20 protein-coding genes are annotated in these 23,681 nt (G+C 67.6%); 11 read left to right on the forward strand and 9 right to left on the reverse strand.

Annotation, left to right across the window (positions count from 1 at the left end):
* The 6 genes from ACREPD_RS09860 to ACREPD_RS09885 form a co-directional block, all read left to right on the forward strand.
* A partial coding sequence (locus ACREPD_RS09860) for a GH92 family glycosyl hydrolase (RefSeq protein WP_431599165.1) occupies positions 1–2,235 on the forward strand: 2,235 nt, incomplete at its 5' end.
* Positions 2,236–2,308: 73 nt separating this feature from the next.
* The gene (locus ACREPD_RS09865; protein ID WP_431599166.1) at positions 2,309–3,379 is read left to right on the forward strand and encodes a LacI family DNA-binding transcriptional regulator; all 1,071 of its coding nucleotides are present in this window, start codon (positions 2,309–2,311) and stop codon (positions 3,377–3,379) included.
* 44 nt (positions 3,380–3,423) lie between these two features.
* On the forward strand, positions 3,424–4,734 hold the full coding sequence (fucP, locus tag ACREPD_RS09870) for an L-fucose:H+ symporter permease (RefSeq protein WP_431599167.1): 1,311 nt from the start codon (positions 3,424–3,426) through the stop codon (positions 4,732–4,734).
* A gap of 7 nt (positions 4,735–4,741) precedes the next feature.
* Entirely contained in the window at positions 4,742–5,740 is a 999-nt protein-coding gene (locus ACREPD_RS09875; RefSeq protein WP_431599168.1) for a carbohydrate kinase family protein, read from the forward strand.
* A complete protein-coding gene (locus tag ACREPD_RS09880) occupies positions 5,737–6,930 on the forward strand; it encodes an AGE family epimerase/isomerase (protein WP_431599169.1) in 1,194 nt (397 codons plus the stop codon). The genes ACREPD_RS09875 and ACREPD_RS09880 overlap by 4 nt, the downstream gene beginning before the upstream one ends.
* A 25-nt stretch (positions 6,931–6,955) precedes the next feature.
* Positions 6,956–9,583 carry a beta-mannosidase gene (locus ACREPD_RS09885; RefSeq protein WP_431599170.1) on the forward strand — a complete coding sequence of 876 codons (2,628 nt, stop codon included), beginning with the start codon at positions 6,956–6,958 and terminating at the stop codon, positions 9,581–9,583.
* Positions 9,584–9,803: 220 nt separating this feature from the next.
* Here ACREPD_RS09885 and mtnC read toward each other — a convergent pair whose 3' ends face one another.
* From mtnC to ACREPD_RS09910, 5 genes are all read right to left on the reverse strand, one after another.
* Positions 9,804–10,502: an acireductone synthase gene (gene mtnC / locus ACREPD_RS09890; protein WP_431599171.1), complete on the reverse strand. Its 699-nt coding sequence runs from the start codon at positions 10,500–10,502 to the stop codon at positions 9,804–9,806.
* 3 nt (positions 10,503–10,505) lie between these two features.
* A complete protein-coding gene (locus tag ACREPD_RS09895; RefSeq protein WP_431599172.1) occupies positions 10,506–11,063 on the reverse strand; it encodes a 1,2-dihydroxy-3-keto-5-methylthiopentene dioxygenase in 558 nt (185 codons plus the stop codon).
* Between the two features lie 91 nt (positions 11,064–11,154).
* Positions 11,155–11,793 (reverse strand): methylthioribulose 1-phosphate dehydratase, encoded by a 639-nt coding sequence (locus tag ACREPD_RS09900; RefSeq protein ID WP_431599173.1) that lies wholly within the window; start codon positions 11,791–11,793, stop codon positions 11,155–11,157.
* A gap of 343 nt (positions 11,794–12,136) precedes the next feature.
* Positions 12,137–13,561 (reverse strand): amino acid permease, encoded by a 1,425-nt coding sequence (locus tag ACREPD_RS09905; RefSeq protein ID WP_431599174.1) that lies wholly within the window; start codon positions 13,559–13,561, stop codon positions 12,137–12,139.
* 3 nt (positions 13,562–13,564) lie between these two features.
* On the reverse strand, positions 13,565–15,040 hold the full coding sequence (locus ACREPD_RS09910) for an amino acid permease (protein WP_431599175.1): 1,476 nt from the start codon (positions 15,038–15,040) through the stop codon (positions 13,565–13,567).
* Positions 15,041–15,249: 209 nt separating this feature from the next.
* Here ACREPD_RS09910 and ACREPD_RS09915 point away from each other — a divergent pair, with 209 nt between their 5' ends.
* Positions 15,250–15,834: an NUDIX hydrolase gene (locus ACREPD_RS09915; protein ID WP_431599176.1), complete on the forward strand. Its 585-nt coding sequence runs from the start codon at positions 15,250–15,252 to the stop codon at positions 15,832–15,834.
* On the opposite strand, the gene serA is transcribed toward ACREPD_RS09915, so the two are convergent.
* Positions 15,835–17,076 (reverse strand): phosphoglycerate dehydrogenase, encoded by a 1,242-nt coding sequence (serA, locus tag ACREPD_RS09920; protein ID WP_421570557.1) that lies wholly within the window; start codon positions 17,074–17,076, stop codon positions 15,835–15,837.
* Positions 17,077–17,299: 223 nt separating this feature from the next.
* On the opposite strand from serA, the gene ACREPD_RS09925 reads away from it, so the two are divergent.
* The 4 genes from ACREPD_RS09925 to ACREPD_RS09940 all read left to right on the forward strand — a co-directional run bounded on the left by ACREPD_RS09925 (position 17,300) and on the right by ACREPD_RS09940 (position 21,722).
* Positions 17,300–18,688 carry an FAD-binding oxidoreductase gene (locus ACREPD_RS09925; protein WP_431599177.1) on the forward strand — a complete coding sequence of 463 codons (1,389 nt, stop codon included), beginning with the start codon at positions 17,300–17,302 and terminating at the stop codon, positions 18,686–18,688.
* A 62-nt stretch (positions 18,689–18,750) separates the two neighbouring features.
* Positions 18,751–19,047, forward strand: coding sequence for a DUF2388 domain-containing protein (locus ACREPD_RS09930; protein ID WP_431599178.1), 297 nt, complete (start codon positions 18,751–18,753; stop codon positions 19,045–19,047).
* A complete protein-coding gene (locus ACREPD_RS09935; RefSeq protein ID WP_431599179.1) occupies positions 19,047–20,843 on the forward strand; it encodes a DUF4105 domain-containing protein in 1,797 nt (598 codons plus the stop codon). Before ACREPD_RS09930 ends, ACREPD_RS09935 begins: the two co-directional genes overlap by 1 nt.
* Before the next feature lie 147 nt (positions 20,844–20,990).
* Positions 20,991–21,722, forward strand: coding sequence for an MliC family protein (locus ACREPD_RS09940; protein ID WP_431599180.1), 732 nt, complete (start codon positions 20,991–20,993; stop codon positions 21,720–21,722).
* A gap of 18 nt (positions 21,723–21,740) precedes the next feature.
* Here ACREPD_RS09940 and ACREPD_RS09945 read toward each other — a convergent pair whose 3' ends face one another.
* From ACREPD_RS09945 to ACREPD_RS09955, 3 genes are read right to left on the reverse strand one after another with little or no spacing between them, the layout of a single operon-like run.
* On the reverse strand, positions 21,741–22,283 hold the full coding sequence (locus ACREPD_RS09945) for a hypothetical protein (RefSeq protein WP_431599181.1): 543 nt from the start codon (positions 22,281–22,283) through the stop codon (positions 21,741–21,743).
* The gene (gene yeiP, locus ACREPD_RS09950; RefSeq protein ID WP_431599182.1) at positions 22,280–22,846 is read right to left on the reverse strand and encodes an elongation factor P-like protein YeiP; all 567 of its coding nucleotides are present in this window, start codon (positions 22,844–22,846) and stop codon (positions 22,280–22,282) included. Before yeiP ends, ACREPD_RS09945 begins: the two co-directional genes overlap by 4 nt.
* A 38-nt stretch (positions 22,847–22,884) precedes the next feature.
* On the reverse strand, positions 22,885–23,655 hold the full coding sequence (locus tag ACREPD_RS09955) for an SDR family NAD(P)-dependent oxidoreductase (RefSeq protein ID WP_431599183.1): 771 nt from the start codon (positions 23,653–23,655) through the stop codon (positions 22,885–22,887).
* Between the last annotated feature and the right edge of the window lie 26 nt (positions 23,656–23,681).

Raw genomic sequence — 23,681 nt, forward strand, 5'->3', positions numbered from 1 at the left:
GGCTGGCGCTACGACGATCCCAAGATCCGCGGGTTCGGCCATTCCTTCCTGTCCGGCGCCGGCTGCTGGGAGCAGGGCGGCCAGGTCTCGGTGCTGCCGGTGACCGGCAGCATCGGCCCGGGCGGCGACTTCGACACCGACAGTGCCAAGAGCTTCGACCACAAGACCTACGCCTCCGGCTACACCCATGAGGGCGAGGTCGGCCAGGCCGGCTACTACAAGGTGCGCCTGACCAGCTATGGCGGCATCGACGCCGAAGCCACCGCGCGCACCCGCGCCGCGGCCGAGCGCTACACCTTCCCGGCCGAGGCGGGCACCGGCCACGTGCTGGTCAACGTCGGCCAGGCCAACGAACGCCATTCGGTGATCGGCAGCGTGATCGACGTGGTGGGTGACCGCGTGGTCGAAGGCAAGCTGGTCACCAAGAGCTTCTGCGGTGGCCACCAGTACACCACCTGGTTCCGCATCGAGTTCGACCGCCCGTTCAAGGCGTTCGGCACGTGGGGTGAGGGCGGTGGGCTGCCCGGTGCGCGCCACGGCATGGAGGGCGAGCTCAAGCCGAGCGGCGCATGGCTGAGTTTCGACCTGTCCAAGGGTCGCGCGGTCACCGCCGTCAGTGCCATTTCGCACGTGGATGCCGAAGGCGCACGCGCCAACCTGCGCAGTGACGGCATGCAGGACGGCCGCCTGCTCGGCTTCGAGCGGATGCGCACGCTGTCCCAGCAGCAGTGGCGCAAGGAACTGTCCACCGTGCGCGTGGACAGCAAGCACGCCGATGACCGCACGGTGCTCTACACCGCGCTGTACCACGCGCTGCTGCAGCCGCTGACCGGCAGCGACGCCGACGGGCGCTATCGCGGCTATGACAACAACATCCATCGCGCCGACGGCTGGACCTACTACGAGTACTTCTCGCTGTGGGACACCTACCGTGCGCAGAACCAGTGGCTGGCGCTGACCCGCCCGCAGGTGACGAAGGATATCGGCCGCAGCCTGCTGGCCATCAACGAACAGGGCGGCTGGCTGCCGCGCTGGGGCTACGCCAATTTCGAAACGAACGTCATGACCGGCGACCCGGTCACCCCGTTCATGGTCGACCTGTGGCGCTTCGGCGCGCTGGCCGGGCGTGAAGCCGAGGCGTACACCGCGCTGCGCCGCAATGCATTCGAGGCACCGCCGATCAACTCGCGCCATGCGGGCCGCTCGGGCAATCCGGGCTATGTCGAGAACGGCTATGTCGCTTACGACCGCGCCTTCCCGTCCAAGGGTATGGACGTCGATCCGCACCACGGCGGCTCAGCCACGCTGGAGTACGCACTGGCCGACTGCGCGCTGTCGCAGATGGCCGACGGACTCGGCCATGCCGACGACGCGGGCATCCTGCGCGAGCGCGGCCGCAACTGGCATAAGGTGTGGGACCCCAGCGTGCGTGACGAGGAGACCGGCATGAGCGGTTTCCCGCGCCCGCGCGTGGACGGCGGCACGTGGTACGTGCCGGCCGACGGTCACTACAGCCCGCGTTCCAATCACGGCTTCCACGAAGGCACGGCGTGGCAGTACCAGTGGCTGGCCCAGCAGGACATGCCGGGCCTGGTCCAGGCGATGCACGGCCGTGAGCAGGCCGGCAAGCGCCTGGATGCGTTCTTCGCCTACGACGCGCTGCTGCAGGCGCCGTTGCAGGCGGCGCGCAAGGAATGGGTGGTCGGTCCGTACAGCTATTACAACCAGTACCGCTACAACCCCAACAACGAGCCGGACCTGCATGCCCCGTGGATGTACACGCTGATCGGCCAGCCGTGGAAGACCGCCACCGTGGTGCGCGCCGCGCAGCAGCTGTTCACCAACGCGCCCAATGGCGTCACCGGCAACGACGACCTGGGCACCATGTCGGCGTGGTACCTGTTCAGCGCGCTGGGCCTGTATCCGGCGGTGCCGGGCAGCGGCCAGTTCCTGCTGCACACCCCGCGCTTCGCCAAGGTCGAGGTCGACCTGGGTCAAGGCCGCACGCTGCACCTGCAGGCGCCCGGCGCCGACGGCCGCAAGCTTCAGTACGTGCAGGGCGTGAAGGTTGATGGCCAGGTACACGCACCGGTCTGGCTCGACTGGAACCGGCTGCAGCAGGGCGGCACCATCGCCTACACGCTGGGCGACACGGCACCTGAAGCCGGTTGGGGCACCCGGGTTGACGCCCTGCCGGTGTCGTACTGCGCCACCCCGGGGGCCACGCTGGAATGAGCCCGCGCGCCTCGATCCGTTGACCGATGTGATCGTTTAGGCTTGCAGGACTCATGAGGACGCCGACGCCACGATGAAAAAGGACACTTCCACCGCCAAGGGAACCCGCGCCAGCACGCCCCGTGCCGGCGCCGCACGCGCGGTCACCGTGACCGACATCGCCGATGCCATCGGCGTGTCGCGGGCCACGGTGTCGCTGGTGCTGCGCGGCAGTCCACTGGTCAACGTGGACACCCGCGCGCGGGTGGAGGCCGAGCTGCGCCGGCAGCGGTACGTGTACAACCGGGGGGCGGCCAACCTGCGTCGGCGCACCTCGACCAGCGTGGCGCTGGTGATCAACGATCTGTCCAACCCGTTCTTCGCCGAATTTGCCTCGGGCGTGGACGAAGCGCTGGGGGCCAAGGGTTTCGTGACCCTGCTCGGCAGTACCGGCGAGTCGCCGGTGCGGCAGCAGGCGGTGTTGACCACGCTGATGGAACACACCCCGGCGGGCCTGATCCTGTCGCCGGCCGAGGGCAGTGATGCCACGGAAGTGCGCCAGGCCGTGGGCTTCAATGCCAACGTGCTGCTGTTCAACCGCGAGCTCAAGGGCGGCGACTGGGATTTCCTCACGCTGGACAACCAGCAGGGCGCCTACCTGGCCACCCGGCATCTGATCGCGCAGGGCCACCGCCGCATCGCCTTCTTCGGCGGGCATGCCGAGTCCAGCTCCTGCCACCAGCGGCGCACCGGCTATGCGCAGGCGTTGGCCGAGGCCGGGCTGTCCGTGCAGACCGACTGGCTGATCGAATCGGCGCCCAACCGGCTTGAAGCCGCGGCACGGTCGGGCGAGCTGTTTGCCGGCGAGGTGCCCACTGCGGCGGTCTGCTACAACGACACCGTGGCGCTGGGGCTGATGCTGGGGCTGGCCTCGCGCGGCGTGCAGCCGGGCCGCGATTTCGCGGTGACCGGGTTCGATGATATTTCCGAAGCGGCCGTGGCGTTGCCACCGCTGACCACCCTGACCGTCAATCCGCGCGAGCGCGGCCGCCAGGCGGCCGAGCTGCTGCTGCAGCGGCTGGACGATCCCACTGCGGCACCGCGCCATACCGTGGCGCCGGTGCAACTCGTTGTTCGTGACAGCAGCGGCCCCGCCGTCGGCTGATCGCGCTTTCCCTCCACCCGCCCGCGCAATGAGGCGCGTTACGCATGCCCATTTCTCCAACGCCCCGACTGCCCACCTCGTCATCCTCCGCACCCGTGGTCAACACGCGCATGGCGTTGGCGGTGGCCACCACGATCTTCTTCATGTGGGGCTTCCTGACCTGCCTCAACGACATCCTGATTCCGCACCTGAAGGCGGTGTTCGAACTGAACTATGCCAAGGCGATGCTGGTGCAGTTCACCTTCTTCGGCGCGTACTTCCTGATGTCGCTGCCGGCCGGGCGGCTGGTGGCGCACCTGGGCTACAAGAAGGGCATCGTGGCCGGCCTGGCCATCGCCGCCGTGGGCGCGCTGGGCTTCTGGCCGGCGGCCGAACTGCGGGTGTATGAAGCCTTCCTCGGCGCGCTGTTCGTGCTGGCCACGGGCATCACCGTGCTGCAGGTGGCGGCCAACCCGTACGTGGCGCTGCTGGGTCCGGAGCAGACCGCGTCGAGCCGGCTCACCCTGGCGCAGGCGTTGAATTCGCTCGGCACCGCGATTGCGCCGATCTTCGGCGGCCTGCTCATCCTCGGCAACACGGTCAAGAGCGCCGACGAACTGAACGCGCTGGGCGCCGCCGAACAGCTGGCCTACCGCACCCAGGAAGCGCAGGCAGTGCAGGGGCCGTATGTGGGCCTGGCGATCGCGCTGGCGCTGCTGGCGGTGTTCGTCTACCTGTTCCGCCTGCCGGCGTTGAATGAAACCACCGAACAGGCCGACCCGGCCAAGCACACCCTGATGGATGCGCTGCGCCATCGCCATGTGCTGTTCGGCGTGCTGGGCATCTTCTTCTACGTCGGTGCGGAAGTGTCCATCGGCAGCTTCATGGTCAACTACCTGTCCATGCCGAACATCGGCGGCTTCACCGAACAGCAGGCCACCGGGTTCGTGTCGGCCTACTGGACGATGGCGATGATCGGGCGCTTCGCCGGGTCGGCGATCATGATGCGTTTCTCGCCGCGTTCGCTGCTCACCCTGTTCGCCATGGCTAACGTGGCGCTGCTTGCGCTGACCATGAGCACCGAAGGGCATGTGGCGGTGTATTCGCTGGTGGCCATCGGTCTGTTCAACTCGATCATGTTCCCGACCATCTTCGCGCTCAGCATCGAGCGCCTGGGCGCGCTGACCAACAAGGCCTCCAGCCTGCTGATCATGGCGATCGTGGGCGGCGCGATCGTTCCCTTCCTGCAGGGCGTGCTGGCCGACCGCATCGGGCTGCACCTGTCCTTCATCCTGCCGTTGCTGTGCTACGGCTACATCCTCTTCTACGGCGTGTGGGGCTCTCGCCCGCGCGCCGGTTTCAGCCAGGGGGGCTGAGCGCGACATGACCAAGATTGTTTGTTTCGGTGAAATTTTGATCGATCTACTAGCGCAGCCGCCGGCCACGCCGGACACGCCGCGCGCGTTCCTGCAGTACGCCGGGGGGGCCCCGGCCAACGTCGCCGTTGCCGCCGCGCGGCTGGGTGCGGACACCCATTTCGCCGGCATGCTGGGCCAGGACATGTTCGGCGACTTCCTCGCCGACAGCCTGGCCAGTGCGGGCGTGGCGACCGATTGCATCGTGCGTACCGACGCGGCCAAGACCGCGCTGGCGTTCGTGGCGCTCGACGCGCACGGTGAGCGTAGTTTCAGCTTCTACCGGCCGCCGGCCGCGGACCTGCTGTTCCGTGCCGAGCACTTCACGCCGGCGTGTTTCGAGGGCACCCGCAGCTTCCACGTCTGCTCCAACAGCCTGACCGAAGCGGCCATCGCCCAGGCCACGCTGGACGGCATGCAGCGCGCCCGCGCCGCGGGGGCGATGGTGAGCCTGGACCTCAACCTGCGCCCGGCGCTGTGGCCGGCCGATGTCGACCCGACGGCGCAGCTGTGGGAAGCGCTGGTGCTGGCCGACCTGGTCAAGCTCTCGCGCGAGGAACTCGAGTATCTCGCCGCGCCACTGGGCGCCGACGGCAATGCCGTGGTCATCCAGCGCCTGCTGGCCGCCCATGCGCAGGCCGTAGTGGTCACCGATGGTGCCGCGCCGATGCGCTGGCATACCCGCCACGGCAGCGGCGTGGTCACCGGCTTCCAGGTGCCCACCGTGGACACCACCGCGGCAGGCGACGCGTTCGTGGGCGGGCTGCTGTTCGCACTCGGTGAGCGCGGCGCCGATGGCGCGGCGTTCGTGGAGTTCTGCCGCGACCCTGCCGGCCTGCAGGACGCCATTCGTTTCGGTGCCGCCGTCGGCGCGCTGGCCGTGACCCGCAAGGGCGCGTTCGCCGCGATGCCGAGCCTGGCCGATGTCCAGCAACTGCTGCAGCAACAACAGGAAACCGCCGCATGACCACCGCCATTCCCGCCCAGCCCGATTTCCGTTCGCCGGACTTCCTGCGCGCACACATCGCGCAGAGCATGGCGTTCTACCAGCCGCACGAGATCGATCCCAATGGCGGCTTCTTCCACTACTACCTGGACGATGGCACGGTCTACGACGCCGGCCACCGCCACCTGGTGAGCAGCACCCGGTTCGTGTTCAACCACGCCATGGCGTACCGCGAATTCGGCAAGCCGGAAGACCTCGCGGCGGTCAAGCATGGCATCCGCTACCTGCGCGAGGTGCACCGCAATCCGGCCACCGGCGGTTACGCGTGGACCCTGCGTGACGGCGTGGTGGAAGATGCCACCAACCACTGCTACGGCGTGGCCTTCGTGCTGCTGGCCTACAGCTGTGCGCTGAAGGCGGGCATCGAGGACGCACGTGCGTGGATGGACGAGACCTGGCAGCTGCTGGAAACGCGCTTCTGGGAGCCGGCGTTCGGTCTGTACAGGGACGAAGCGGACGCGGACTGGAACTTCAGCGATTACCGCGGCCAGAACGCCAACATGCACATGTGCGAGGCGATGCTGGCCGCGTTCGAGGCCAGTGGTGACGCCCGCTACCGCGACCGCGCCCTGCTGCTGGCCGACCACATGACCCGCCGCCAGGCGGCGCAGGGCGAGGGGCTGGTGTGGGAGCACTACGACCCGCAGTGGCAGATCGATTGGGACTACAACCGCGACAACCCCAAGCACCTGTTCCGCCCGTGGGGCTTCCAGCCCGGCCACCAGACCGAGTGGGCCAAGCTGCTGCTGATCCTGGACCGCCACGTGCAGGCCGACTGGCTGGTGCCGACCGCGCGCCACCTGTTCGACACCGCCGTGGCCCACAGCTGGGACGACGCGCGCGGCGGGCTGTACTACGGCTTCGCCCCGGACGGCAGCGTGTGCGACGACGACAAGTACTTCTGGGTGCAGGCGGAATCGCTGGCCACCGCCGCGCTGTTGGCCGCGCGCACCGGCGAAGCGGCGTACTGGGAGTGGTACGACAAGCTCTGGGCGTATGCCTGGCAGCACATGATCGACCACCAGTACGGCGCGTGGTACCGCATCCTGGATGCGGACAACCGCAAGTACAGCAACGAGAAGAGCCCGGCCGGCAAGACCGATTACCACACCATGGGCGCGTGCTACGAAGTGCTCAACGTGGTGCGTTGAGTTCGACCCTACAGTGAGGCGATGCATGAAGCGTTGGGCGTGGCGTAGTGGTCTGGTTCTCCTGCTTGCGCTTCATGCGCTGTCCGCCGGCGCGGCGCAGCTGCAGGCGCAGTGGTCGTTCCGGCTGCTGCCGGGCAATGCGCAGCTGCAGGCGCATCCTGAGGCGGGCCAATGGCGGCCGGCCTCCGTGCCCGGGTCGGTGCATACCGACCTGCTCGCCAGCAAGCTGATTCCAGACCCCTATGCGGGCGCTGCGGAAGCCGGGCTGCAGTGGATTGGACTGGCGGACTGGGAGTACCAGGGCCGTTTCGACGTCGATGCCGCGACGCTGGCCGATGCCCACGCCGAGCTGAGTTTTGAAGGCCTGGACACGTTCGCCGAGGTCAGCCTCAACGACCGTGCGCTGCTGCGCGCCGACAACAGCCACCGCACCTGGCGGGCGCGGGTGGATGGGCAGTTGCGCGCCACCGGCAATGTGGTGCGGATCGTGTTCCGCTCGCCCATCACCACATTGCTGCCCGGTGTGCAGGCGATGCCGCACAAGATCGCCGGCAATTACCCGTCACCGTATGGCGACGAGCCGCGCGATGCGATGGTCGGCAACTTCGTGCGCAAGCCCGGCTATCACTTCGGTTGGGACTGGGGCCCGCGCTATGTGACGGCCGGGATCTGGCGCCCGGTGCAGCTGGAGAGCTGGAACGCGCAGCGGATCACCGATGTTGCCGTGCAGACGCTGGCGCTGGATGCACGCCGTGCGGATCTGAAGGTGGAGGTGGCGTTGGAAAGTGCCGCCGTGCGCAATGTGCCGCTCCGCGTGTCGCTGATCGATCCCGATGGGCGCGTGGCGGCGACGGTCGAACAGGCGGCGGTGCTGCGTGCCGGTCAGCAGGTGGTGTCGGTGCCGGTCACGCTGGACCGGCCGCGTCGCTGGTGGCCGGTGGGCCACGGCGAGCAGGCGCGCTACACGGTGCAGGTGGTGGTCGATGCCGGCACGGCAGAGGCGTCCGAGTACCGCATGCGCACGGGGCTGCGCACGGTGGAACTGCGGCGCGAGAACGACGCCAAGGGCGGGCAGGGCTTCGCCTTTGTCATCAATGGCGTGCCGATCTTCGCCAAGGGCGCCAACGTTATTCCCTTCGACATGTTCCCGGCGCGGGTGGATCCGGCGCGCATCCGCCGCGAGCTGACCGCCGCGCGCGACGCCAATATGAACATGCTGCGCAACTGGGGCGGCGGGTATTACGAGGACCACGTGTTCTACGACATCGCCGACGAACTGGGCCTGCTGGTCTGGCAGGACTTCATGTTCGGTGGCGGCATGCAGCCGGGCTACGATCCGGCGTTCCGCGCGAATGTGGTGGCCGAAGCGCGCGACAACGTGCGCCGGCTGCGCGCACATCCCAGCGTGGTGCTGTGGTGTGGCAACAATGAGGAAGAGACCGCCTGGAAGGACTGGGGCCACGGCCGCGACCTGAAGGCCGCCGATCCTGCCTTCGCTGCGCGGGTCTGGCAGGGCTACGTGGACCTGTTCGGCAATGATCTGCGCAAGGTCGTGGCCGAGGAGGGGCTGGGCGTGCCGTACTGGTCGAGCTCGCCGAGCAACGATCTGGACACGGTGGCCAACGATTCCACGCGGGGCGACAAGCACTACTGGCAGGTGTGGGGCAATCCCGCGCTGCCGGTGCAGGCCTACCTGCGCGAGACGCCGCGCTTTATGTCCGAGTACGGCCTTCAGGCCTGGCCGGTGCTGCGCACGCTGGAAGGCATCATTCCCGCTGACGAGCTGCGGGTGGACAGCGACACCGTGCGCGCGCACCAGAAGTTCATGGCGGGCGAGGGCAACCAGCGCCTGTTGCAGTACGTTGAGCGTGAGTTCGGCACGCCGCGCGACTTCCCCGATTTCGTCTATCTGAGTCAGGTGATGCAGGCCGAGGGCATCGCGCTGGCGGCGCTGCACCACCGTGCGTCGCGGCCGTACACGATGGGCTCGCTGTACTGGCAGCTCAATGACGTGTGGCCGGGGGCGTCGTGGTCGAGCATCGATTACGACGGCCGTTGGAAAGCGCTGCATTTCCATGCAAAGCGCTTCTTTGCCGATCATGCAGTGGCGGCATTGCGTGACGAGGGCACAACCCGGGTCAGCCTGTTGAACGACCTGCAGCAGCCGCTCAAGGCGGAGTGGCGGTTGCGGGTGATGGATGTGGATGGCCGCGTTGTGTCGACGCAGCAGCATGCGGCAACGGTGCCCGCGCTGTCGGCACTGGACGTCGGGCGTTTCGCCGACGCGCAGCTGCTGGGCAACGCCGATCCGGCGCGCACGGTCGCGGTGGTGGAGCTGCTCGATGGGGCGCGGGTGCTGTCGCGGCAGGTGGTCTACTTCGCGGCGGCCAAGGACATGCAGCTGCCGAAGGTGCAGGTCGTCAGCCGGTGGGTGAAGGACGGCGACAACACCGTGCTGGAGCTGCGGGCGGCGCAGCTGGCGCGCGGCGTCTGGGTGGAGTTCGATGGGATGGATGCCGCGCTGGACGACAACGCCATCGATCTGGTGCCGGGTGAAGCGGTGCGGATCAAGGTGAAGGCAGATGCCGATCTCGAGGCATTGCGCGAGGCGCTGCGGATCCGCTCGGTAGTGGATGCGATGCCCAGTCGGTAAAAACCGGCGCCGTGGATGGGCGGCATGGGGCCGGTAGGGTTGGTTCCCAAACAACTGCACGTTGCGCCGATCGGCGCTGGGACGCATGACCTCAACCGGAGAAACATCTCCGACGAAGGTCATGCGTTAAAGAGGTCACTACCCTTATCGGCAGTTGTTTGGGAACCAACCCTACCAATGTTGTTCCTGCGTGGCGCGGATATCGATCGCGCGCGCCCGCTTACAGCGTGATCTGCTGGAAATTTTCCACACGGTCATGGCCATGCGTGGCCTCGCCGGTGCGCGGCAGCGGGTAGTCGTCCAGCCGATCCAGCAGGCGGGTCTGCAAGCCGGCCTCACGCGCGGCATCCAGCTCCTCGACCACATCGGACAGGAACACGATCTGCCCGGCCGGCACGCCGATGGCGGTGACGATGTTGCGGTAGCTGTCGGCCTCGCGCTTGCCGCCGATCTCGGTATCGAACCAGCCCGACACCAGTCCGGTCAGGTCGCCGGCCTCGCTGAAGCCGAAGAACTGCTTCTGCGCCGGCACCGAACCGGACGAATACACGTACAGCGGCTTGCCTTCGGCATGCCAGCCGCTCAGCACGGCGGCCACGTCCGGGTAGAAGTGCGCCTTGTACTCGCCGTTGCGGTAGCCGTCTTCCCAGATCATGCCCTGCAGCGCCTTCAGCGCGGTGTGCTTGCGATCCTGGTCGATCCAGCCCTGCAGGGTTTCGACGATCAGGCTGTCCTGGCAGGCGCCACCGATCTCCACCGCCACGGCATCCAACCAGCGACGCACCTCCGGCTGCTGGCCATGCGCGGCGACGAACGCCGGCAGCGCCTTGCGCGCATACGGGAACAGCACGTTCTTGACGAACGAGATGCTGCTGGTGGTGCCTTCGATGTCGGTGAGGATGACGGTGGGGTGGGGCATGGATCAGGACGCCTTGGTCGGAATGTAGCGGGGGAATTTCTGCGCGATGTCGGTGCCGGTGAAGTGGCCGACCCAGCCATCCGGCTCGGTGAAGAAGCGGATGGCGACGAAGCTGGGTTCATCGCCCATGTCGAACCAATGGGTGGTGCCGTCCGGCACGGCGATCAGGTCGTTCTTGACGCACTCGATCTCGTAGACCTTGTCGTCCACGTGCAGGGTGAACAGGCCGGAGCCGGCGACGAAGAAGCGGACTTCGTCTTCCTTGTGGAAGTGTTCGTCGAGGAATTTCTTGCGCAGCTCGGCGCGGTTGGGGTTGTCCGGGGCGATCGAGGCCACGTCCACGCTCTTGAAGCCGTGCTGGGCGACCAGGCGGTCGATGTCGCTGCGGTAGGCGGCGAAGACCTCGTCCTGGCTGGCGCCCGGGGCAACCTCATGGGCGGCCTGCCAGCGTTCGAAGGTCACGCCGATCTTCTGCAGTTCATCGGCAATCCGCGCGCCGTCCTGGGTATCCAGCAGCGGGGCGTCGGGAAGATGGTGGTCGTAAATGCGCAGTCGGCTCATGGCGGCAGCTTGAACGGCGAGGGGGGATAACAGTGTGTAGTGCCGGGCTCTGCCCGGCAACCCAGGCAGCACCTGGGCGACCCGTAACGGCTCAGGGACCGCGCAGCTTGCGCAGCTCCAGCTCGCAGTGGAACAGGAACTCGAACGCCTCGAGATGGCGGCGTGCCTCGGCCATGTCGCGGCCCCAGGCGTACAGGCCGTGGCCGTCGATGAGATAGCCCCACATGCAGCCTTCGTCGAGCTTGGCCTCGACCTTGGCGGCCAGTTCGTCCATGTCCTGGGTGTTGGCGAAGACGGGGACGTCGACGGCGGTTTCGTGGGTGCTGTTGCCGTGGAAGGCCTTGAGCAGTTCGTAGCCTTCGAGACGGATGTGGCCGTTGGCGGCGAACAGGCGCGAGGCGATGGTCTGCACCGGCGAATGGGTATGCAGGACGCAGCCGATCTCGGGGAACCGGCGGTACAGCTGGGTATGCAGCAGGGTCTCGGCGGACGGGCGCAGCGGGCGGCCGACGGCCTTGCCGTCGAAGTCGACGACCATGATGTCGTCTTCGATGAGGCGCCCCTTGTCCTTGCCGGACACGGTGATCGCCGCATGCTGGTCATCCAGCCGGTGCGAGAAGTTGCTGCTGGTCGCCGGCGTCCACCCGGCCTGGGCCAGTTCGCGGATGTTGTCGATCAGCACCTGGGCCAGTTCGCTCAGACGAGCGGTGTCGTATGGGGGGTTGTTCATGGCTGGCATTTTAGCTTTGTGAAGCGTTAAAAGCAGGTTCCCGAGGCTGGGCCGGGCGGGGTGGGGCTTGTGGGGGACGCCGCAAGTACGTCCGTGTAGGCTTAGTCGCCGCTTGCACGTGTGCGCTGTCCTGCGCACACGGCAAGACCGGGGTTGGGCTCCTGCCCAACCCGTCGGGCGTATACGCCCGACCCATGCGGCTCATACCCCCACGAGCCCCACCCCGCCCGGCCCTCGACACATTGAGGCGAGTGCCAGCATTTTGGGGTGGAGGTGGAAAAGACAGAGCCGGCCATAGGCCGGCTCTCGAGCGTGATGACCAACGGTCATCACCTACCAGGTGTCAGCCGCGGAGGCGGCTGTGCTTGTAGCTGTAGCCGAAGTAGATGGCGAAGCCGACTACGGTCCATACGCCCATCAGCATCCAGTTGTGCAGGGTCATGGCCGACAGCAGGGCCAGGCAGCTCAGGACGCCCAGGCTGCAGATGAGCCAGGCGGCCGGGATGCGGAACGGGCGGGGCAGGTCGGGCTGGGTGCGGCGCAGGATGAGTACGCCGGCGCAGACCGCCGCGAAGGCGATGAGGGTGCCCATCGAGGTCAGCTCGCCCAGCACGTCCAGCGGGAACAACGCCGCCAGCAGCGCGATGCCGATGCCGGTGATGACGGTGTTGATGTGCGGGGTGCGGTACTTCGGGTGGATCCGGGTGAAGACCGGCGGCAGCAGGCCGTCGCGGGCCATGATCATGAAGATGCGCGGCTGCGCGATGACCATTACCAGCACCACGGAGGACAGGCCGATCAAGGCGCCGATCTCCACCACGACCCGCAGCCAGCCGAGGCTGGGATGCGCGGCCACGGCCGTGACCACCGGCTCGTCGGTGCCCAGCATGGTGTACGGGACCAGGCCCGTCATGACCGCCGCCATGGCGATGTACAGCACGGTGCAGACCACCAGCGACAAAAGCATGCCGATCGGCATGTCGCGCTGCGGGCGGTGCGATTCCTGGGCGGCCACCGAGACCGCCTCGAAGCCGATGTAGGCGAAGAACACCATCGCCGCGCCGCGCAGGACGCCTTCGAAACCGAACTTGCCCGGGCCTTCGTTGGCCGGAATGAACGGGCTCCAGTTGGCCGGGTCCACGTACTTCCAGCCGACCGCGATCACCAGCACGATCAGGCCGGTTTTCAGGATCACCATCGCCATGTTCATCGCCGACGACTTGCTGATGCCCACGTAGCAGAGCCAGGTGAGCAGCAGCACCAGGATCGCCGCCGGCAGGTTGGCGATGGCGCCGGTGGGCCGCAGCTGTCCATCCAACGGGGCGCTGACCAGTGCCGATGGCAGGTAGATGTCGAAGTGGCTTAACAGGCTGAGGAAATAGCCGGTCCAGCTGACCGCCACCGCCGAGGCCGATACGCCATATTCCAGCACCAGCATCCAGCCGATGAACCACGCCGCCAACTCGCCGAAGGTGGCGTAGGTGTAGGTGTAGGCGCTGCCGGAGACCGGCACCATGGCGGCGAATTCGGCATACGCCATGGCGCAGAACGCGCAGCAGATGGCCGCCAGCACGAACGACAGCATGATGGCCGGGCCGGCGTGATTGGCCGCGGCCTGCCCGGTGATGACGAAGATGCCGCCACCGATGACCGCGCCGATGCCCAGTGCGGTCAGGCCCCACGGACCCAGGGTGCGGCGCAGGCTCAGCCCGTTGGCGTCTTCATGGGCGGCGTGCGGGTGCTTGGTGGCCCACAGTTGTTTCAGCATGGATCACGAAGCCTTGTTGAGCTTGCTGTGGCGGATGCCATAGCCGAAGTAGATCAGCAGGCCCAGCACGGTCCAGCCGACGAACAGGTGCCAATGCACGACGAACGCCTGCCAGAACAGGAACAGGCACGACAGCGCGCCCAGCGGGCAGATCACCCACACCAGCGGCACGCGGAACGGACGGGTCAGTTCGGGGCGCGTGTAGCGCAGGACCAGCACGCCCACGCAGACGGTGGCGAAGGCCAGCAGGGTGCCCATCGAGACCAGCTCGCCCAGCACGTTCAGCGGCATCAGGCCGGCCAGCGCGGCGGCGAGGACGCCGACGACGATGGTGGCCCAGTACGGGGTGCGGAAACGCTTGTGCACCTTGCCGAACAGCTTCGGCAGCAGGCCGTCGCGCGAGATCGTGTAGGCGATGCGGGTCTGGCCCATCATCATCACCAGCACCACCGAGGACAGGCCGGCGATGGCGCCGATCTCCACGGCGGTCTTCAGCCAGGACAGGCTGGCATACGGTTCCAGCGCGGTGGCCACCGGCTTGTCGGTGCCCAGCAGGTGGTACGGCATCATGCCGGTCAGCACCGCGCACACGATGATGTAGACGATGGTGCAGACCGCGAGCGAGCCCAGCAGGCCGATCGGCATGTTGCGCTGGGGATCCTTGGTTTCGCCGGCGGCGGTGGAGACCGCGTCGAAGCCGATGTAGGCGAAGAACACGATGGTGGCCGCACGGAACACGCCGCTCCAGCCGAACTCGCCCGAGACGCCGGTGTTTTCCGGGATGAAGGGGGTCCAGTTGGCGACGTCGATGTGCTGGGCGCCAAAGCCGATGAACAGGCAGATCACGGTGACCTTGATCGCCACGATGATCGCGTTGATGAAGGCCGACTGGGTCACGCCCACGTACAGCAGGCCGGACACCGCCGCCACGATCAGCACGGCCGGAAGGTTGAACAGCTTGCCCGAGGAGATGAACTCATGGCCGGTCCAGGCGATCGGCGCCGAACTGAGTGCGTCGGGGAAGGGCATATGCAGCGTGGTGGTGATGAAGCTGATCAGGTACGCCGACCAGCCGACCGCGACCGAGGCCGAGGCGAACAGGTATTCCAGCACCAGGCACCAGCCGATGAACCAGGCCATCCCTTCGCCCAGGGTGGCGTAGGAATAGGAATAGGCGCTGCCGGAGACCGGCATCATCGCGGCGAACTCGGCGTAGCACAGGCCCGCCAGGGCGCAGGCGAAGCCGGCGATCACGAACGACAGCATCACGGCGGGGCCGGCATGGTTGGCGGCCGCCTGGCCGGTCAGCACGAAGATACCGGCGCCGATGACCGCGCCGATGCCGAGCATGATGAGGTGTTTCGCCGTGAGGGTCCGTTTCAGTGTGGCTTCGCCGTCCAGGCTGCCCTCGACCGGTTCACCGGCATCCACGTGTCCGGCAGGTTCGACCGGTTTGACCCTCAACAGAGACTTCAGCATGCAATGCTTCCCGTAGAGCGGGGCTCGGCCCCGCTGAAAATGGTGAAAAGGTAGGTGAACGATGCGTCGCCGCGCACCTTGATGAACCGTCGTGCCGCCCCCAATGGGACGACCCGCTGTACCTTAGCCAAAGCTTAAGCCCGCGCACAAGCGCAAATGCAGCATCGGCCAGCGATAATCGACAAATCCCGCCTTCTGTCACGCCTACCATGTCCCCAAACCCTGAATCCGTTGTAGGGCTTGACGCCGAGCTGCGCGCCCAGCTGGCCGATTACGCCGCCCGCCACCCGCACGACGCCGCGTTGGCTGACGAATTCGGCACACTGCTGGACGATCCCGAGAACCCCTTCCTGCGCAGCCGCCTGGCCGGCCACTTCACGGGCAGCGCGTGGCTGGTCAGCGCCGACGGCGCCCGGGTCCTGCTGACCCACCACCGCAAGTTGAACCGCTGGCTGCAGCTGGGCGGGCATGCCGATGGCGAGCGCGACCTGGCCCGGGTGGCGCTGAACGAGGCCGAGGAGGAGTCTGGGCTGACCGGACTGGTGCTGGAGGACGGGGCGGTCCTGTTCGACATCGACAAGCACTGGATTCCCGAGCGCCATGACGTGCCGGGCCACTGGCACTACGACGCCCGCTATGTGGTGCGGGCGCTGGGCAGCGAGGCATTCGCCATCAGCGAGGAGTCGCTGGCGCTGGCCTGGCGCGAGGTGACCGATGTGGCCAACGCCGCCATCGAGACCCCGGACGGCGACGATTCGCTGCCGCGCATGGCCAAGCGCTGGCTGGCGCGCTGATCAGTACAGCACGCGGGTCCGGAGCGTTCCCGGAATGGCCGCCAGTTCTTCGCGGACGGCGGCGGCCTGTTCCTCGCTGGCGGTGATGTCGATCACCACGTAGCCCACCTTCGGGTCGGTGCGCAGGAACTGGCCGTCGATGTTGACGTTGTGGCGCGAGAAGGTCTCGTTGACCCGCGATAGCACGCCCGGCACGTTCTGGTGGATGTGCAGCAGGCGCAGGCTGTCTTCGTGCTCGGGCAGGGTCACTTCCGGGAAATTGACCGCCGACAGGGTGCTGCCGTTGTCGCTGTAGCGCACCAGCTTGGCCGCCACTTCAATGCCGATGTTGTCCTGCGCTTCGAGCGTGCTGCCGCCGACGTGCGGGGTGAGAATGACATTGTCGTGCGCGGTCAGCGGGGACACGAAGGCGTCGCCGTTGCCCTTGGGCTCGACCGGGAACACGTCCAGCGCGGCGCCGCCGATGTGGCCCGAACGCAGTGCCGCATCCAGCGCATCGATGTCGACCACGGTGCCGCGTGCGGCGTTGATGAGGTGCGCGCCGGCGCGCATGCGGGCCAACTGCGGTGCCCCGATCAGCCACTGCGTGGCCGGCGTTTCCGGGACGTGCACGGTGACGATGTCGGCGCGGGCCAGCAGGTCGTCCAGGTCGATGGCGGCGCGCGCGTTGCCCAGCGACAGCTTGGTTTCGATGTCGTGGAAGATCACCTGCATGCCCATCGCCTCGGCCATCACGCCGACCTGGGTGCCGATGTGGCCATAGCCGATGATGCCCAGCGTCTTGCCGCGCACTTCATGGCTGCCGGCAGCGGATTTGGACCAGCCGCCGCGATGGCATTCGGCATTCTTCTGCGGAATGCCGCGGGTCAGCATGATCGCTTCGGCGATCACCAGCTCGGCCACGCTGCGGGTATTGGAGTAGGGCGCATTGAAGACCGGGATGCCGGCCAGCTCGGCCGCCTCCAGGTCCACCTGGTTGGTGCCGATGCAGAAGCAGCCGACCGCCATCAGGCGCTTGGCATGGGCCAGGACCTCGGCGCTGAGCTGGGTGCGCGAGCGGATGCCCACGATGTGCGCCTCGGCGATGCGGGCCTTCAGCTCGTCCTCGGGCAGCGCCTTGCTGTGCAGTTCGATCTGGGAGTAGCCGGCCGCGCTGAATACATCGATCGCAGACTGGCTCACCCCCTCCAGCAACAGCACACGGATATCCTGCTTGGGGAACGAGGTCTTCTTCGGCGACATGGGCGAGCGGCAGCATGTTGGACGGGAGCTGCCCACTATGCCAGATCGGGCCCGGGATGGTGCGGTGCGCCATGGGGATGAGGACGGTTTCAGATGGTACTAACGCCGCACCGCTAACAACGTCGCACCACTAACAGTGGCGCGCTACCAGTGGCGCGCTACCCGGTCGCACGACGAACAGGCGTGCGCTACCCTTGGCGATTACCCCGCCGCCTTTGCTCACATGACCGACCCGCGCCTTGAATTGCTCCTGCAGGACTGCCCCGGGCTGCGGCTCACCACCGAGCCGGCCGAGCTGGAACACTACGGCCGCGACTGGACCCGGCGCTGGACGCCGGCGCCGCTGGCGATCGCGCTGCCCAACCGCGTCGAGGAGGTGCAGGCCATCCTGCGCTGGGCCAGCGCGCAGGGCGTGGCGGTGGTGCCCTCGGGCGGCCGCACCGGCCTGAGTGGCGGTGCGGTGGCGGCACACGGCGAACTGGTGTTGAGCCTGGAGCGGATGAACAAGCCGCTTGCATTCGATGCAGTGGACCGCACGCTCACCGTGCAGGCCGGCATGGCGCTGGAGGCAGTGCACAACGCGGCGCGCGAGCACGGGCTGATCTACCCGGTCGACTTCGCGGCACGGGGTTCGTGCTCCATCGGCGGCAACATCGCCACCAATGCCGGCGGCATCCGCGTGATCCGCTACGGCAATACCCGCGAATGGATCGCCGGTCTGAAGGTGGTTACCGCCAGCGGCGAGCTGCTCGAACTGAACAAGGGGCTGATCAAGAACTCCAGCGGCTACGATTTCCGCCAGCTGTTGATCGCCTCGGAGGGCACGCTCGGCGTGATCGTCGAGGCGACGCTGAAGCTCACCGATCCGCCGCCGGCCAGCAACGTGATGCTGCTGGCGCTGCCCTCGTTCGAGGTGCTGATGCAGGTGTTCGCCGCGTTCCGCGAGCGCATGCAGCTGCAGGCTTTCGAGTTCTTCACCGACCGGGCGCTGGAACACGTGCTGGCGCATGGCGCGCAGGCCCCGTTCGCCGAGGTCCACCCGTTCTACGTGGTGACCGAGTTTGCCGCCGGCGACGAAGCGCAGGAAGCGGCCGCGATGGCTGCCTTCGAGGCCTGCCTGGAGCAGGGTTGGGTCAGCGATGGCGTGGTCAGCCAGAGTGACGCACAGGCCGCGCAGCTGTCGCGCCTGCGCGAGGGCATCACCGAGGCCGTGGCGCGCTACAAGCCGTACAAGAACGACGTGTCGGTGCGGATCTCGGCCATGCCCGCGTTCATGGCGCGCACCCAGGCGCTGATCGGCGAGGCCTACCCGCACTTCGACGTGGTCTGGTTCGGCCACATCGGTGACGGCAACCTGCACATCAATGTGCTCAAGCCCGACGCGACCGATGACGCGCAGTTCCTGCAGCAGTGCGAGCACGTGACCAAGCTGCTGGCGCAGGTGCTGAAGGACTTCGATGGCAGCATCTCCGCCGAACATGGCATCGGGCTGGTCAAGAAGGGCTACCTGGACAGCACCCGTGGCGAAGCGGAAATCGCGCTGATGAAGGCGGTCAAACGTGCGTTTGACCCCCAAGGGCTGCTGAATCCCGGCAAGGTATTCGACCTGTAGCAGGCGACAGAAATTCACGCAGCCGATACCCTCTGCGCTTTCCTGTCTTGAATGACCCGAACATGACGCGATCGATCCTGCTCCTTGCCGTGCTTGCACTGCCGCTGTCGGCCTTCGCCTCCAGCTTCGCCGGTTCTTCGGCCGGTTCCGCCTCCGGCGCGTCGTCGGCCGGCTCGTCCAGCTCGGACGACGACAAGGTCGTGGTCGACGCCCGCGAAGATGCGGCCGCGTTCGTCGCCACCGACGGTGCCATCCGCGGTGCGCGCCTGGAGGCGGCCCTGCTGCACCTGCGTGAGACGGGCGCCGCCCAGCGCGAAGCCAGCGACATGCAGCTGGCCCAGGCCCTGCTGGCCCGCTGATGCGACCCCGCCGCCGGGCCCTGCGCCGATGCGCGGCGGTCCTGGCGGCGTTGCTGACCGCCCCGGCCGCGCATGCCGCCCTGCAGCTGCACTTGCAGGCGGAGGGTCTTGGCCCCGAGCAGGTCGCGAAAGCGAACGCCGTGCTGGACGCGGCGCCCGCGCTGTTGCCTGCGTCCTGGCAGGCACGCTTCGCCGCTCCCGTAACGCTGTCATGGTCGGATCGGCTGCCCGATGCCGTGCACGGACGTGCCCGGCAGGGTGCCATCACCCTGCGCCGCAGCCTGCTTGACGAGGTCCAGCCCGGCCAGCCGCTGCCGCGTGCGGTGCAGGCCGCGCTGATCCATGAGCTGACCCATGTGCTGGATCGCGCCCCCGGCGGCCGCTGGTCGTACAGCGCACGCTGGCGCGACCTGGCCGGCTGGCAGCAGCGCCCGTGGCGGCTGGGCCGGGGCGCGAATGCCTTCACCGAACGCAGCCCCGATCCCTACGAACGGCACAGCCCGGCCGAGTACCTGGCGGTGAATGCCGAGCATTACCTGCTCGACGCCGACTATGCCTGCCGGCGCCCGGCGCTGGCGGCGTGGTTCGCCGATCACATCGGCGCCGGACCGCAGGCGGCGTGCGACCCGCGCGTGGCGCTGGTGCAGGCCGGCGATGTCACCGGCGAGGCCTCCTTGCTGGAACTGGATCCGCAGCGGGTGTACGCGGTGGATTACCTGCTGGCCGAGGGCAACGACCAGCTGATGAGCCGTTGGGGCCACAGCATGCTGCGGTTGGTGATCTGCGCGCCCGGGCGGCCGCGCGGTCCGGACTGCCGGCTGGATCTGGCCCAGCACCGGGTGTTGTCGTTCCGTGCCTTCGTCGGCGACGTGCAGATCTCCAGTTGGCGCGGGCTGACGGGCGCGTATCCGTCGCGGCTCTTCGTGCTGCCGCTCAACCAGGTCATCAACGAATACACCCAGCTGGAGCTGCGCGGCCTGGTGTCGGTGCCGCTGGCATTGCAACCGGACGACATCGCCACGCTGCTGGAACGGGTAGGGCAGGTGCATTGGAGCTATGACGGGCGGTACCGGTTTGTCAGCAACAACTGCGCGGTGGAAACCGGCAAGCTGCTGCAGGAAGGCGTGCCGCGTTGGGCCGACCCTGGGCTGAACCGGCTCAGCCCGACGGGCCTGCTGCGTCGGCTGGAGCGGCAGGGGCGTGCGGATGGCGCGGTGCTGGAGGATCGGCGCGAGGCGATGCGGCTGGGGTACTACTTCCCGTCGGCGCAGGCCCACTATCAGCAGTTGTTCGATGTGGCGCGCGCGGAACTGGCGCTGCCGACCGCGCAGGTGACCGCGTGGTTGCAGCTGCCTGCCGCGCAGCGCGCGGCATGGGCCGAGCGCGGCGGCTTGCGCGCTACGTCGGCGCTGCTGCTGCTGGAACAGGCGGCGCGCAACCGGGAAGAACTGCGGGCGCGCGACGGGTTGAAGCGGGCGTTGGACGATCCACGCGGTGACGGCGATGCCGCGCACGCCGCATTGCTGGCCTTGCTTGATGACGCTGGCCAGCTGGTCAATCCGGCCGGATTGGTCGGCGGCGATGGATATGGCTTACCCGCGGCGGAAGAACGGGTCGTTGCCGCCGACGCCGCACGCCAGATCAGCGCGCGCGGCATCCCGGCGTGGACGGCATTGCAGGCGCAGCTGCGCGCGCAACTGCCGGCACAGCAACAGCAGGAACTGACGACCATCGATGACACGCTGACGCGCTTGGGCAACCAGATGCGTGATCTGGCGCGCGACGAGGCCTTGTAGGGACACGCCATGCGTGTCTGCGCGGTGCCCGGCGAAGAGCAGACACGCATGGCGTGTCCCTACGCGGCGCCGCGGGCGTTTCACCCCCGCTAACACGGCGGGCGCTAGCATCTCCGGTTGAACCAGAACATCGGCAAGGAGTCGAACATGCGTGCATCTCCCTTGATTCTCAGCGTCGCCATCGTCATCGGCCTGGCGGCGTGCCAACCGGCGCAGCAGGCCGAAGGCGCGGCCCCCGGCGCCTCGCCCGCTGGCGACGAAGCCCCGCCGCCCGCGGCCGCCCCCACCTCCGACGAACGCGTCTATGCCTTCCAGTGCGGCGATCTGGCGGTGCGGGCGACGTATCGCGGGCAGGACTCCGCCACCGTGGTGGTGGGCGACCGCACCTTCGTGATGGCCAATGAAACCGCCGCCTCGGGTGCGAAGTACGGGGACGGGCAGGGCAACACGTTCTGGACCAAGGGCACTACCGAAGGCACGCTGACGCTCAAGGGCGAGCCTGACCGCGCCTGCACCGGTTCTGGCAAGGAGGGCGAGGTGGCTGCTGCCACTGCCGATACTGCGCCGGCATTCCGTGCGACCGGCAATGAGCCCGGCTGGCTGGCCCAGGTCAGTGCCGGCCCCCACCCGCAGCTGCGCGTGGAGACCGGCTACGGCGAGCAGAAATTCGAGGTCACCGCGCCTACACAGGGCAAGGATGGCTGGTCGGGCAAGGCCGCCGATGGGACGGACATCAACGTCAGCTTCCAACGCACGGTATGCGAGGACAACATGAGTGGGCAGAAATTCGGCGCCACCGTAATGCTCACCGTGGGCACCCGTCAGTATCACGGCTGCGGCGATTTTGCCGGTGCCCCATCGCTGGCGGCGAGGCCGTAATACCTCGCCGGCGCAGGCTCAGTCCTGCGCGCGGCACGGATCCGGCGCGACCAGGGTGAACAGGTCGTAGCGGTTGCCGATATCGATCAGCGCGCCGCGGATCGAGCAGTCGTCACGGTGTTGTTCAAACAGATCGGCAAAGCGCTGCTCGCGGCCGTCGCAGTAGTCGGCGCTGGCCTGTTCCAGTTCTGCACGGCGTGCATCGTCGTAGGGCTCTTCACCGGCGAAATGCTGGCAGGTGTTCTCGCGCGCCAGGAAGGTGCGGACGTCGGCGGGCAGGGTGCAGTAGAGGCGGATGTCGTCGAGATCGTAGACGTCGTCCGGTATCTCACAGCCGGCGTCGGCGCGGGCGCGCTGCAGTTCTTCGAACGGGTCGGGTGTCTCTGCGACTGCTGCGGTGGCGGCGGCTTCCGGCGCTGCCGAAGGTTGCGTCACTGCAGCAGGTTCAGGCGCTGGTGCCACCGTATCGGCGGCAGCAGCGTCTACCTGCTGCTCGGCTGCGCGCGGCGAACACGCCGCGAGCAGGACGAGCAGGACGGGCAGCGTCAGGCGCAGGTTCAATCCGCGCGGCCGGCGAATTCGCCGGTGGCGGTGTTGACCAGCACGCGTTCGCCGTTGGAGATGTACTCCGGCACCATGATCTCGATACCGGTGCTGAGCTTGGCCGGTTTCGGACGCTTGGTGGCGGTGCCGCCCTTCAGTTCCGGCGGGGTCTCGATCACTTCCAGCACCACGCTGCTCGGCAGCTGCACGGCGACCGGCTGGTCGTCGATGACCTGCACGTAGATGCCGGTCAGGCCGTCGGTGATGTAACCGGCGTCGTCGCCGATGACGTCCGCGTCCAGGGTGTACGGGGTGTAGTCCTCATCGTCCATGAAGACGAACGCATCGCCATCCTTGTACGAATAGGTGGACTGGCGGCGCAGCAGTTCGACTTCCGGCAGGTTGTCGTCGGCGTCGAAGCTGGCGTCGAGCTTGTTGCCACCCGGCACGCTGTACATGATGAAACGGAAGCGGACGTTGCCGCTGCGGCCCTGCGGCGAGCTGCGTTCGATGTCGCGGATCTGGTAAACGCCGCCGTTGTATTCGACGACGTTGCCTTTCTTGATGTCGTTGGCTTTCATGGGAATGAAGGTCGGTTCGTGGGAAGTGGGGTACGTGCTTACTTGGGTGCCAGGCGCACCGCACCGTCCAGGCGGATGGTTTCGCCGTTCAGGTAGGTGTTGCCGAGGATGTGTGCGACCAGGCTGGCGAAGTCGTCCGGTTTGCCGAGGCGCGGCGGGAACGGAATCGAGGCGGCCAGCGACTCCTGCACGGCCGGCGGCATGCCGTCGACCATCGGGGTCCAGAAGATGCCCGGCGCGATGGTCATCACGCGGATGCCGAAGCGCGACAGCTCGCGCGCCATCGGAAGGGTCATGCTGACCACGCCGCCCTTGGAGGCGGAGTACGCGGCCTGGCCGATCTGGCCTTCGTAGGCGGCCACGCTGGCGGTATTGATGATCACGCCACGCTCGCCGTCTTCGCCCGGCGTGTTGTGCTGCATGCGGTTGGCCGCGGCCTTGGCGACGTTGAAGCTGCCGACCAGGTTGACCATGATGGTGTTCTGGAACGTGGCCAGCGGCATCGGTGCCTCTTTGCCCAGCACGCGGCCGGCGCCGAGGATGCCGGCGCAGCTGATCACGGCGTTGAGGCCGCCCAGGAAGTCGTGTGCGGCATCGATCTGCGCGGTCACGGCGGCTTCGTCGCTGACGTTGGTGCTGAAGTAGCGGGCATTGGCCTCACCCAGTTCGGCCACCGCGGCCGCGCCCTTGTCGTCGTTGAGGTCGAACAGGGCCACCCGTGCGCCCTGGGAGACCAGGTGCTGGGCGACCGAAAGCCCAAGGCCGGAAACGCCACCGGTAACGACGGCGCGGACAGAAGACAGCTGCATTGCACGATCCCGCTGGTTCAAGAGCC

The organism is Stenotrophomonas sp. (assembly GCF_050737075.1).
Taxonomy (GTDB): domain Bacteria; phylum Pseudomonadota; class Gammaproteobacteria; order Xanthomonadales; family Xanthomonadaceae; genus Stenotrophomonas.